This window comes from Prosthecobacter debontii, from assembly GCF_900167535.1.
Classification (GTDB): Bacteria; Verrucomicrobiota; Verrucomicrobiia; order Verrucomicrobiales; family Verrucomicrobiaceae; genus Prosthecobacter; species Prosthecobacter debontii.
Window position 1 is genome coordinate 86,238 of the sequence record NZ_FUYE01000019.1, and the last position, 12,553, is coordinate 98,790.

8 protein-coding genes are annotated in these 12,553 nt (G+C 57.8%); 4 read left to right on the plus strand and 4 right to left on the minus strand.

What is annotated here, in order from left to right:
• Positions 1-3: 3 nt before the first annotated feature.
• Positions 4-873 carry a glucose-1-phosphate thymidylyltransferase RfbA gene (gene rfbA / locus B5D61_RS21565; protein WP_078815515.1) on the minus strand — a complete coding sequence of 290 codons (870 nt, stop codon included), beginning with the start codon at positions 871-873 and terminating at the stop codon, positions 4-6.
• A 252-nt stretch (positions 874-1,125) separates the two neighbouring features.
• Here rfbA and B5D61_RS21570 point away from each other — a divergent pair, with 252 nt between their 5' ends.
• Both B5D61_RS21570 and B5D61_RS21575 read left to right on the plus strand, forming a co-directional pair.
• The gene (locus tag B5D61_RS21570; protein WP_078815516.1) at positions 1,126-2,781 is read left to right on the plus strand and encodes a formylglycine-generating enzyme family protein; all 1,656 of its coding nucleotides are present in this window, start codon (positions 1,126-1,128) and stop codon (positions 2,779-2,781) included.
• On the plus strand, positions 2,778-4,490 hold the full coding sequence (locus tag B5D61_RS21575; RefSeq protein ID WP_078815517.1) for a tetratricopeptide repeat protein: 1,713 nt from the start codon (positions 2,778-2,780) through the stop codon (positions 4,488-4,490). Before B5D61_RS21570 ends, B5D61_RS21575 begins: the two co-directional genes overlap by 4 nt.
• A 32-nt stretch (positions 4,491-4,522) precedes the next feature.
• Here B5D61_RS21575 and B5D61_RS21580 read toward each other — a convergent pair whose 3' ends face one another.
• Positions 4,523-6,925 carry a serine/threonine-protein kinase gene (locus B5D61_RS21580; protein ID WP_139373419.1) on the minus strand — a complete coding sequence of 801 codons (2,403 nt, stop codon included), beginning with the start codon at positions 6,923-6,925 and terminating at the stop codon, positions 4,523-4,525.
• 98 nt (positions 6,926-7,023) lie between these two features.
• Between B5D61_RS21580 and B5D61_RS21585 the strand changes: the two genes are divergently transcribed.
• Both B5D61_RS21585 and B5D61_RS21590 read left to right on the plus strand, forming a co-directional pair.
• Positions 7,024-7,929 (plus strand): RluA family pseudouridine synthase, encoded by a 906-nt coding sequence (locus B5D61_RS21585; protein WP_078815519.1) that lies wholly within the window; start codon positions 7,024-7,026, stop codon positions 7,927-7,929.
• A gap of 130 nt (positions 7,930-8,059) precedes the next feature.
• Positions 8,060-10,792 carry an RNA polymerase sigma factor gene (locus B5D61_RS21590; RefSeq protein WP_078815520.1) on the plus strand — a complete coding sequence of 911 codons (2,733 nt, stop codon included), beginning with the start codon at positions 8,060-8,062 and terminating at the stop codon, positions 10,790-10,792.
• A gap of 136 nt (positions 10,793-10,928) precedes the next feature.
• Here B5D61_RS21590 and B5D61_RS21595 read toward each other — a convergent pair whose 3' ends face one another.
• Both B5D61_RS21595 and B5D61_RS21600 read right to left on the minus strand, forming a co-directional pair.
• Positions 10,929-11,759 (minus strand): amidohydrolase family protein, encoded by an 831-nt coding sequence (locus B5D61_RS21595; RefSeq protein ID WP_078815521.1) that lies wholly within the window; start codon positions 11,757-11,759, stop codon positions 10,929-10,931.
• Positions 11,756-12,541: an amidohydrolase family protein gene (locus B5D61_RS21600; RefSeq protein WP_078815522.1), complete on the minus strand. Its 786-nt coding sequence runs from the start codon at positions 12,539-12,541 to the stop codon at positions 11,756-11,758. Before B5D61_RS21600 ends, B5D61_RS21595 begins: the two co-directional genes overlap by 4 nt.
• Positions 12,542-12,553 lie beyond the last annotated feature (12 nt).

Consider the following 12,553-nt stretch of genomic DNA (forward strand, 5'->3'; position numbering starts at 1 on the left):
AATTCAACGCCGATACTCATGGCTGATGCCTTGCAGATAGTCTCGGTATTCGCAGATAGGCATGGAGGCTAACCATTGATCCAACAACTCCACTGAGACAAAACCCCGCCGTAGCGCAGCTTCTTCAGGACAGCCCAGCTTGATCCCCTGACGTTTTTCAATCGTCTGCACATAGGCAGCGGCATCATACAAACTCGTGCTCGTGCCAGCATCCAGCCAGGCGAACCCCCGGCTCAACCGTGTGACGTGAAGTTGCCCTCGCCGGAGGTATTCACGATTCACATCTGTGATCTCCAATTCACCGCGCGGGGAAGGAGTCAGATCGCGTGCGATCGAGACGACTTGGTGATCGTAAAGATAGACCCCGGGAACCGCAAAATGACTGCGTGGTTGCGCGGGCTTTTCTTCAAGCGAACAGGCCCTGCCCTCGGAATCAAATTCGACGACCCCGTAGCATTCCGGGTTGGTGACGTGGTAGGCAAAGATCGAGGCACCGCCTGAGAAGCTGGCAAAAGCACGCGGCAAAGCGTCTCCACCAAAAAAGAGATTATCCCCCAAAATCAGGGTTACAGGTCCCTCACCAATGAAATCGGCTGCGATCAAGAACGCTTGGGCAATCCCCTCCGGTTGTGATTGCACACGATAGACAATTTGGATTCCCCATTGGTGACCGTCGCCGAGAAGCTGCCGAAATCTGGGCAGATCTTCTGGCGTAGCGATCAGGCAGATTTCACGAATCCCCCCCGCCATCAGCACGGTGAGTGGGTAATAAATCATCGGTTTATCATAAACAGGCTGGAGCTGTTTACTCACCACTTGCGTCAAGGGATAGAGCCTTGAGCCGGCTCCGCCAGCCATTAGAATTCCTTTCATTGCACCACTCACAGAATTAAATGCAAGCTGCCGCCCTTGGTCGCTACCGAAGAAGCACCTGAGGACGGGTTGGAAGGGGGTTTGACCTCGGGAATGATGAGGGAAATCGACTCTACCATTCTCACTCTCAGCGCAAAGCACAAACTCGACATCGAAGAGTCAGATGATCGTTTTCACATTCCTGAGACAGACGTTTCCCGGTTTCTGCCAATCTTTTTGAATGAATCGTGCGGGTGGGTGCTCTATCAATGAATGGTGATTGTGTGCCCCCAACCGATTCGCCAGTTTGCCCTCTTTGGTCTAGGCTGGCTCAGTTTTATCACGGCCCAGGCTCAGATGCCCAACGAACATCTGGAGCACAGCAGTTCGTTGGGCCTCCGCTTTGTTTCGCTGCCCGGCACCCCTGCCCTGATGGCCACCTATGAGACACGAGTCTCCGACTGGCAGGCTTTTTTGGCGGCCAGCGGCTACCAGTGGTCTTATAAACCTCACTTCGAGCAGGGGGCCAACCACCCCGTGGTCGGCATTTCGCTGGAAGATGCTCAGGCCTTTTGCAATTGGCTGACCGAAAAGGAGCGTCAAGAGGGCAAGTTGAACAGCTCGCAAGGCTACCGTCTGCCCACCAAGAGCGATTGGGATGCGGCGATCGGCCTTCTGAGAATGCGTAAGCTCGATCTCACCGTGGAACAAAAAGTGGCGGATGAAAGAACCTTTCCGTGGGGCATGGACTGGCCACCACCGGCGGGGAGCGCCAACTTGGCGGAGGGAGAGATCCCCGGGTATTCAGACGGCTATCCTTTCACTGCGCCTGTGGGACAATTCAAAGCCACGGAAGAAGGCCTCTATGATCTCTCTGGAAATGTGTGGGAGTGGTGCTGGGACCCGGAGGTCCGGGCCGAGCAGACGGGTGTGCTTCGAGGCGGTTCCTGGGCTTATTTTCGGCCTGAGTGTCTGCGCTCCAGCTACCTCTATGTCGTGCCGACGGACATGCGCATGCCGACCGTCGGCTTCCGCTGTGTCTATGAGGATAAACAACGCACGGCCGCGATGCTAGCCTCGGCTGAAAAGGTGAAGGCTGAAATCCGAGCTCAACGGCGTGAGGAGATGCTCGGCGGAGAGGTCAATAAGGCGGACATCGCCGCCATGCGAGAGAAGTTGGCGGCGTCATCGGGCTCCACGGAGACCAACAGCGCGTCCCTCAAACCTGCCCAAGCAGCTGAAACCTTCACCAACGCCCTGGGCATGGAATTTGTCCCGCTGCCAGATACTCAGCTTCTCTTTGGGAATACCGAGGTGCGTTTGCAGGACTTTGAGACATGGCTCAAAGCGGCCCGCCGCACCTGGAATAAGCCCGCGTTTCTCTTGAGTGAAAGTCACCCCGCCGTCGGAGTGAGTTGGGATGACGCCACGGCCTTTTGCCAATGGCTGACGGAGCAAGACCGAGCCAAGCAGCTCATCCCCGCCTCAGCGAGCTACCGTCTGCCCACGGATCTGGAGTGGAGTCTTGCCGCTGGCTTGAAGGAGGAAACCGGGGCCGACCCAGCGGAGCGAGATCGAAATGCCACGCCGCACTTCCCCTGGTCGGCAGAAGGTACCTTCCCGCCTCCGATCTCCAGCACTAATCTGGATGCGACACGCATCGAAGGCTACCAGGACAATCATTCCTACACGGCCCCCGTCAGCTCGGAAGAAGCCAATGCTCTGGGCATCCGCGGCCTCAGTGGCAATGCCTCGGAGTGGTGCCAAGATCCCTGGCCGGGCAGTCCCGAGGAACGTGTCATCCGCGGGGGCTCCTGGCTCAGCCGTGAGAAAGAGGCTCTCTACACAGGGCATCGCCAGCGCGCGCCTCATGACAGCAGCAACAACGCCACCGGATTCCGTGTGGTTCTAGAGCTTCCCGCGCCATGAGCGATGCACCGCAGCCCCCTGTCGCCAGCGTTCGCAGGCCCAAGCCATGGCTCACCTGGATCATGGGAGCGCTGTTTGGGTTGGGCATCCTCTACTGGTGGGCAGGGGAGCGTGTGATCCAGTGGGGGCGCAGCCTCATCGCAGGTCACTATGCGGCCCAGGCACAGGCCTCCATTCAGAAGAAAGACTGGGCGACGGCCGGTCAAAATATCGGCCATGCACGGCGCTGGCTGGTGAATGACGCCGCCGTTCTGCGTGCCTATGCGGATCTTTTGATCGCGACAAACAGCGACCCTGTGAGCCTTCTGCAAGTTCTGCGGGTCCTGGAATCCCAAAACAAAGCCACCTCAGAAGACCGCCTGCGCATCAGTCAGATTTTCATCTCGCTCGGCCACATCGATGCCGCCCGGGCAGAATACAACAAGCTGCCCACGGCACAGCGAGAGACCCGTGGTGGCTTGGAGCTTTTAGCCGACCTGCTCCGAGCTGAAGGCCATGTCACTGAATCTGAGAAATTGCTACGTCGTGCCTTGGCCATGGCGCCCGAAGACCCTTCCTCGCGTTTACGTCTAGCCATCCTAGACCACCAAAACAGCTTTCCTGAGATCCAGGCCCGCTCTCGCGAGGTCCTCTGGGAAATCGCCCAGGGCCAGGATGAAAATGCGCTCCGTGCCTTGGAGTTTCTCAGTGCCCAGCCTCAACTCACGGGCGAAGAAGCCGAGAAGCTGTTGAGTTTGATCGAGGCTCACAGCGGGGCTTCGACACAGCTACGCTACTCCGCGCTCTCCGCCCGTTTCCGAGCCCGCCCCCAAGACCGAGCAGCCCTCCTCGACCGCGAGATCGAGCGTATTCAAGGTCAAGGGGTGGAAGACCTAGCTCCAGCCCTCCAGTGGCTGCTTCTGGAACATCAACCCGAGCAAGTCATCGCCCTGCTGCCTGACCAACTCTATCTCAAATCGGCCCAGCTCCTCCACCCTTACCTACTCGCATTGGGCGAGTTGAATCGCTGGCAAGACATCGACACCCTCCTCAGCAGCCCCAAGCCCCTGCCTGTCGCGACGACCTTCATCCATCTCTGGCGCGCCCGCGCAGCCGAGAAACTCGGGTCCGGCATCGGTTCCATTCGGCATCATCTGGAGTCCGCCTTTGCCCAGACCGGCCGTGGAGCCAACGAAGGAGCCGCACGCGCCACTGCGGAAGTGGCCGAGCAGATGGGCCAGTGGGATCTCGCAGCGCAATACTACCAGGAGACCGCCCAACAGCAGCCGATCAGCCAAGGGACACTCATGGAGAAAGTCTATGAGATGGCCATGCGCGGGCGTGACACTGGCGCGGCGATCAAAGCCGCACGTCAACTGGCGGAATTGCATCCCGAAAACCTAGTTTACACCCAACGCGCCCTTTATCTGGGCCTAGTGGCGGGTTTTGAAATCGAGACGATCAGCCAGCGCTTGAATCACGAGATTGCGCCAGGGTCTTACCCTCTCCTGCGTGCCTTGGCGGCCTATCGTCTGGGGAATCTGGACGAAGTCCGTCAGCATTTGATGGCCATTAAAGATCCCGATGACCTTCCTGCCGGGCAAAAAGCCGCTCGCGCGGGGTTGTTGTCCGCCTGCGGAGACACAGGCGCCGCCTATCAGATCGCCGAGACCATCCCCAGCCCTCTTTTACTGCCAGAAGAGATCCGCTTTCTAAAGCGCGCCCTTTGAACCCGAGGAATTCGCAACGCAATGAGGTCGGCCTACTGCACCACCTTCATCCACCGAGTGCGGAAGTCCCGATTTTCCTCCATCAACTGAGCAGCCACAGTCGCCGAGAGATTGTGCAATCCCGTCACCCGGGCAAAGACCGCAATGCGCTCCTGCCGCTGATAGTAGTCGGTGCTATCCGTGGTCTGCTCGGCAAAGTATTGCGCTGCATCCAGCAGTGTTTCCGGTGCGAGCGTGTTGAGCGGGAGATTCAAGACGCCACGATCCAGGCTAATGGTCACCTGGTTCAAATCCGCACTGGTGATCTTGCCTTCCAAGGTACTACCAGCCACCCGTTGAAGTTTCCCTTGATAGCCATTGACGGCAATGTCTCGGAAGAGTTGATCGAGAAAAGCCTGCCCTTGCTCATAAAGATAGCGCCGGCCTTCTAAGGCAGACTGCACCTCGGGCGATTGGAAACGCACATCCTTGAGGAGTTCCACCACCCGCGTGTAGTCATACCCTTGGACGAGTGAAGGCAAGATCGACGTGATTTCCGCAAGCTGCGACAATTCACGCTCTCTCAACACCCGGTCTGCCGCCATCTGAGCACGCTGCTGCTCCAGCCGGAGACGGTTGAGCTCTCGCTTCAAGTCTTCTTCCCGACGGGCCAGGGCCTGTTTAAGAGCGCCTCCATTGCTCAGCTTCTCCCGCGCTTTTTTCACGGTGGCTAGGGCGGCACGACAGCTCTCCAAATCGGTCGGCTCTGCCACCTCCAAAACGCTTTTAGCGACTGCGAGATCCTTCACATACAGGCTGTAGATGGAGCGGTAGCCCTGCACCCACTCCAGAGAGGTGGCGCTGCCTCCGATCGGCACATCCGCCAGATGGGCGGCAAAGTAATCCAACTCCGCTTTTCCCAGCATGGCATCGCCAAAGTGCCACTCGGCCAAGCCCTGCATGAGATAACCCAGCACGGACTCCTGCGTGGTGCTGTATTGAAGCGAATCCAAAGACGCACCTAACCCCAAGTTGTTTCCCATCCGAGAGCCCAGACTCTTAAAGAATCCGGCCAGTTCAGCGGTGACGAGACTGTTCCCCTCCCCCGTATCCTCGGCCATCTTCTTCAGATGATTGACGGCGTTCTCTTTCTGGTTCAGCACAATGCTGCACAGAGCCGCATTGAAGCGCGCCCAGTTGCGCGTAGGCTGACGGGTATCGCCGGATTCCACCAGCCTCTCAAACTGATGCCGCGCTTCTGAAAAGCGCTTCTTATTGAGCATGATTTCCCGGGCATCCAGGAATCTCTCCGCCACCGTGCGGCGGCCTGCCTGGAGGGCGGTGCCGCCATCCCCACTCAGGTCTGTATCGGTGGTCTCCACCACTTCTGTGATGGAGGCCGCCACACGATCTCCCGTGCTGCGGACTAACCAGCCGACCCCGAAGGCCAAGACCAAGGCTGCCGCAGCGGCAATCAACCATCGAGCTTTACGGCTGCGGAATCTTCCCCCGTAGGTCTGTCCCACCAGCCCCTCGGCCAGTTTCAGCTCTTCCACCGTCTCATCGTAGTTCGCACAGCGTTCCTGTGGGCGAAATGCAACCATCCGATTCACCACGTGGATCGTCCGTGGGGCGAAGCGGAGGCCACTGTCTTCCAGGGCCACACGCCGACATTTGATCATGCGCAGTTCCTGAATGTTGTTCGACTCCGCCTTATGCGGTGGCCGGCCCGTTAGAGCATGGAAAAGGGTCGCTCCGAGGCTGAAGATGTCACTGCGGTAGTCTTCTCGGTTATCAATGATCTTCTCAGGCGCCACGTAGTAAGGCGTCGCCCAAATTTCACTGGACGAGTCGGGGCCACGTTCGACAAACAGGGCCAGACCAAAGTCCACCACCTTAGACGTGCCTGTCTCCGTGAAGAGAATGTTCGCCGGCTTCACATCCCGGTGGATCAGCCCCAGTTGCTGAGCTGCCCGTAAGCCTTCCGCCACCTCACGCCCGATGCGCAGAGCTTCCTCTTCTTTGATGGTGCCCTCTTTACGAATGCGCTGCTCCAGACTCCCCCCATTCACCAGTTCCATGGCAATGTAGAAGTAGCCCTGATCATACCCCACCGAGTAGAGCTTGATCACGTTGGGGTGATTCACATTCGCGGTGATCAGCGCCTCTTGACGAAACTGCTCCACCCGGCTGGCATCACGGCTGTATTGGCGGTTCAGAATCTTCAGCGCCACCCGGCGACCCAGAGTCTCGTCCTCCGCCTCGAACACCCGGCTCATCCCGCCCTCACCGATCTGCCGCACGATGACGAAGTGGTCAAACTTCCGGCGCACACGCACCATCTGACCGCAGAAAGGGCACTTCAGCTTCGTGAACGGCTCTAGCGATGTCACATCAATCTGGTTCTGACAGACGGGACATGTGCTGAGGTAAGACTGTTCGGGAACTGGAATCACTGAGGGTTTATGCCTTTTCACAGGCTGTTTACTTCCATCGCAGGGGAAATGCCAGAAATTACAGATTGCCTAATTTATTCGAATCATGACTATGTGAGGTGGATTGGACCATCACAGAGCAGAGCGACATCGGACAACGGCTGGATAAACATCTGGCAGGCAAGCTTCCTGACCTATCTCGGTCACGGTTGCAAGATTTAGTTCGCGACGGACACGTGACTCTGAACGGACGCCCAACCAAAGCCAGCACTGCCTTGAAAGCTGGAGATGCCGTCTCCATCACCATTCCTGAGGCTACCCCTGTGGAAGTCGTTGCTCAGGACATCCCACTGGAGATTCTTTTCGAGGACAAGGACATCCTCGTCCTGAACAAACCCCCGGGTCTCGTCGTGCATCCTGCGGCCGGAAACCCAGACGGCACGCTGGTCAATGCGCTCCTCCATCACTGCGATGACCTCAGCGGGATCGGTGGCGAAATGCGCCCCGGCATCGTCCACCGTCTGGATAAGGACACCAGCGGCTGCATGGTCGTTGCCAAGAACGACATCGCCCACCGCCGCCTCACCGAAGCCTTTTCTGAACGTCGTCTGAGCAAAATCTACCTCGCGGCCATCAACGGCGTGCCCAAAGATAAAAGCGGCCGCATCCAGAACATGATCGGCCGCCACCCCGTGGATCGCAAACGCATGGCCATCCTTTACGATGGAGCCGGGAAGGAAGCCGTCACCGAGTGGGAACAGCTCTCCGTTTATAAAGACGCCGCTCTCATCCGCTGCAAATTGCTCACAGGCCGCACCCACCAGATCCGCGTGCATATGAAGGAAAGCCTCGGCTTCCCCATCCTCGGCGACCCCATCTACGGCCACCCCAGCCGCCAAAAAGTGCCCACCACCCGCCTCATGCTCCACGCCTGGAAGCTCAGCTTTCACCATCCGATTCATGACCAGCCGCTCAAGTTCGAAGCGACTGTGCCCGTGGAGTATGGACCGTGGATGGCGAAGTAAGCCGTCTTCAGCCTACCAAAGAGCAGTACGTCACCATTCGGTGCTTGAAGACTTGTGTTTACTCGGCCCAAGCTGACTCATAATTTTCCCGCAAGTTCAAAACCCAAGCGGACACTTTAGGGGTAAAGCCATGACACCGCTTCTCCATAACATCACCAATGTCGATCTCGCGGCCTTGCGGGATGGGATGACCTCTGAGATCTGCACCCGCCTAGTCGAGCAGCATCGAGGGCTGGTGATGGCCGCCTGCTGCCGCATTCTCAGGGACTCCTCTCTAGCAGAAGATGCCGCGCAGGAGACCTTCCTCCTCCTGACAAAAAAAGCTCGCCATTTGCCGCCGCAGACCTCCCTACCTGGGTGGCTCTACCAGACCGCCTGCCGCACCGCACTTAATCTTCAACGGCAAGCTCGGCGTCGCCGCGTCCGTGAATCCTCTCCCGAGGCCGCAGACTCCACCCTGCCCCAGGCTCCCTCAGAGCAATGGAGTGAACTGGAGGCACATCTCGATGAAGCCATGCTTAAGCTGACTCAGCGGCAGCGTGACCTCGTCATCCAGTGTTACTTTGAAAACCAACCTCAGCGGGCAGCCGCTCAGGCTCTGGGTATCTCTGAAACGGTGGTCAGTCGCGAGTTGGCCCGTGCCATCGAATCTCTCCGACGCTTCCTCGCTAAGCGCGGCGTTGGGATCAGTGGAGCCACTCTCGTCGCGCTACTCTCCACACATGCAGCCAAAGGCGTCGCCCTGAGCGCAACGCCCCTTTTAGTTTCTGCCATGATGGCAACTGCCAAAGCTGGGGCGTCGGCCTCTGTGGCAACATTTACAGGTCAAATCCTTGCGTTGACTACAGCTATGAAGTTGCCCCTCAGCGCAGCCACCACTCTTTTGCTCGTCCTAGCAGGCTATGATCTCGCCTCTTCAGACTCGTCCTTGATGTATTGGTTGACGGGAGCTTCCCACTCTGAGCCCCCCGCTGGAGTAAATTCGAAGCATGGACAGAACTCAAGGCTGTCTCTCTCTGCCGATGAAAAAGCCAAGTGGCTGGCTGAAGCACGTGACATCTGGGCAGGAGCGCCTCGGATACCCCAACAGCGACTCCAACAGTTGATGAGCCAATTTCTCACCGAATCAGATCCCGAGAAACAGTTCCCCATCCTCCAAGACATGGGCATCAAGATCCAGCGATCCGCGTTCGATCAACTCGTCACCACTCGTACCTCCGCTCCTGCGCAATCGTATCAGGCCAATTTCCACCTGCTGAAAAGCCTTTGGAAAGAGTTCATCCGTGCCCATCCCCGCGAGGCCGTGGCCTGGGCTTATGCCACAAGTGGTTATACCAGCAAGGATCTGAACGAGCTAGATACCGTTCTTGCCATCAGCGCCCCGAGCCAACGACGGAACGTCGCCGCATGGGCCGCCTTCATGGAGACCAGTCCAGATCCGCGCATCCCCGCACATGCTCAACTCTGGTTGGAGGAGTGGGATCATCCCGGCAGCATCTGGGCCAAAGCCAAAGAGGTGGGTATTGAAGACACCACGATCGGTGGTTATCTAAAGACCATCATCACAGACGAGGCGTCCAGCCGATCACTGCCCCTCTTGTTAGGCAGTCCGGACGCCGCTTTCAAGAGCCACCACATCTTGGCCCTGGTCCCCCGCTTGACGACTGAGCAACTTCTGGAGCTGGCGGATCAACACTTCACTCAAGATGCAGAGGTAGCCAATCTCCTGCGTGCAACAGCAGGGGATCCCACCGCTTCATTCGAGGGCGCACATGCTTTTCTGCTAAAATCCACCGACCCCGACCCGTCCAAATACGACCGAACCTATGCGGACTGGGCCATCGAATGCGCCCGCACCCTCTACAAGCAATGGCTCAAGCTCGATCCGACGGCGGTTCTCAACCCCATGTTGATCAGCAGCAATCGAGCCTACCAAGAGGCACTCTTTTCGGAAGGAGTGCGCTCGGGTAACTTCACTGAAGACGCCGTTTTACAATGGCTCTCTGAAACGGAGCCCAGCACGCGAGACGTGTATCTGGCGACCTTTTATAGCGCTCAGGAAGCCGATGATCCTGAGAGAACTCTGCGCCGGATCACTCAATCCAACGCCATCGAAGATCAAGTCACAGCGGCGAAAGCCATTCTCGGCCATTGGGCGAGGACCAGACCGGAAGCCGCCGCCACTTGGATTGAGGGGTTGCCTGTGGGTGCTGATCGTCAAGAACTCGCGGCAGAAGTCGCCTCCATCTGGGTCGGCTCACACCCCAAGGAAGCTCTGGCCTATGTCCAGCAACAGGGACTAGGACTGGATGCCTTGGTTGGTAGCTTGGCCTTTGCACTCCGGAATCAATCCGAAGTCTCCATTCAGCCCCTCCTACAGCCATTTCGAGAAGATCCCGACCATGACAAAGTGATCGTGATGACTGCGGGTTACCGACTTCCTAGCCAGCCCGATGCCGCCTTTCGATTCATGGCGGATCATGCCGTCGGCGACTGGCAGGAAATGGCGGTCACAGAGATTGCTCGTTGGCTCGAACTTCACGATAGTCGATCCGAGTCCTTTGCCCAGGCCCTGAGCGCGCAAGATCTCACATCAGTCTCCCAAGAACGCCTCCAAACTCTGGCGGAGCGATACATTCGAAACTTAGCTCAACAGGACCAGCTTGAAGAAGCCCTCGACTGGACCCTCTCTCTACCCGTGCAGGCAGCTTCCCAGGCCCGATCATCCGCCGCACAGTTTGCTCCTCAGAACATCCCTTACCAAACCAAGATGCGGGCATGGATCCAGAAAGCCACCCTTCCCGCCGAAGAGAAAAGCGCATTGTTCGCCATCATTGATCCCCACAAAAGGAAAGGAAGTTAGCGGGCCCATTGGCGAACATCCGCAGGCACTGATGGGAAGCCATTGAGGAATGGTTGTGAAGCGAGGCTCGGATCTCGATGATACAAAACACAAGCTCCCATCATGAGCTTCCCAGAAGCGATCAAATGAAACGACTCTAGTTTCCCCAGGCCTGGGCGTTGCCCTGTTTGATGGCGGTCAATTGAGCCTCCGTCAGTTCCGACTCCTCCAGCTTCAACAGCGCAGATTCGGCATAGAAAAAGGGGGCATGACTGCCGAAGACCAAGCGATCTGCCGGCCAGTGCTGAAGTAGATTTTCCACACCGCCCACTCCCTCAATCATGGCCATGTCAATCCAGAGGTCTGGCAGTCCGCGTAACACGGTTTGAGCCATGACCGCATTGGCATTCAGGATCATGATCCGGGCCTCTGGGACTTGTTTCAATAAGGCAGCCAGCGGTTTAAAATCCACGGGCTTCACTTGGAGCAGCGGGTGTTGGGTGCGCATGTCTTCCATCTGAGCCACGATCTGCACCCGCATCCCAGCCGCTGTCGCTTCCTCCATCAACCTAACCAAGGATGCATCACTCAAAGTGTAGCCATGATAACCCGGATAAAGGCGTAGCATTTGAAGCCCATGCTCCTCCCGACAGCGGCGCAGATCATCCAGCCAACCTGGTAAACCGGGATGCACCACACCGACAGGCTTCAGACGCCCCGCACAACGCGCCACATGGCGTGCATTCACAGCGGTCAGATCACGCTGGAGTAGAGCTTCAAAGGGAGCTACCCAAGCTTCCTGGATGTTTCGATCCCGCAGAAAATCTTCCGTGATAGGCAGCAAGCGGCGATTTGGATGCTCACCCAGATGGGCATTGCAATCGACGATGCGAGACTGCACCGGAGTTGCTGTCGAGGTCAGCATCGGTAACGCGGCGAGAGCTGCACTCCGGCTTAGAAAATGACGACGAGAAACGCCTGGCTTCATGCGGAAATGCCTTTCTGTTTGAGGATGGGCAACATGAGTTGACGCAGGTTGTCACAAAAGATGCGCTGCTTATCCGCAGCACGGATCTGTGCCCCATGCACCTTGGCAAGCTGGCTGGCAAAACTACGACCTCCGGCATCGCTACCATAGAGGACACGATGGGGACCGAGTTCACGCACGGCCATCTCGGTCATCCCTGCGGTGGGATCGCTACCCGCCAGATCGGCATAGAGATTGGGGCAGTCTCGAATCGCGCGGACCCCCAGTTCCCAAGTGCCGCCGGTGTGGCCACAGATCATAGGCACTGAGGGGAACCGGCGGGCCAGGGCCACCATGTCATTCGGCGTGGACTCCCCCTTAGGATTCCCCTGGGTCTTAAACCAAGTGTGCTGAAAGATCACCGCTTTCAGCTCGGCTGCACGATGGATGATGGGATCGGTCGCGGGATTGTCGCATCGGCCTGCGACCCAGAGTTTCACCCCGACCATGGGACCGTTCGCCACACAGCGCTCCAGTTCAGACAAACTGTGGTCGATATGTTTCGCGCTGAGATAGACAAACCCAAAGGCACGGTCGCTGTGCTTGGCGAGAGCTTTCAGAACGTCATCATTCTGCTGCGTCAGTTCCTCGGGAGTCGGGTCCTGAATGAACTTAAGACCCATGTAAACACAGAGGCGCTCGATACCGACGCGGTCCGCGTAGCGCAGCAAGTTCGTCAACCGATCCTCAGGGTTCAGGCCCGCAATACCGCTGAGGTGACAGTGAAGATCCCAAATGCGCATGAGTAAAATTGG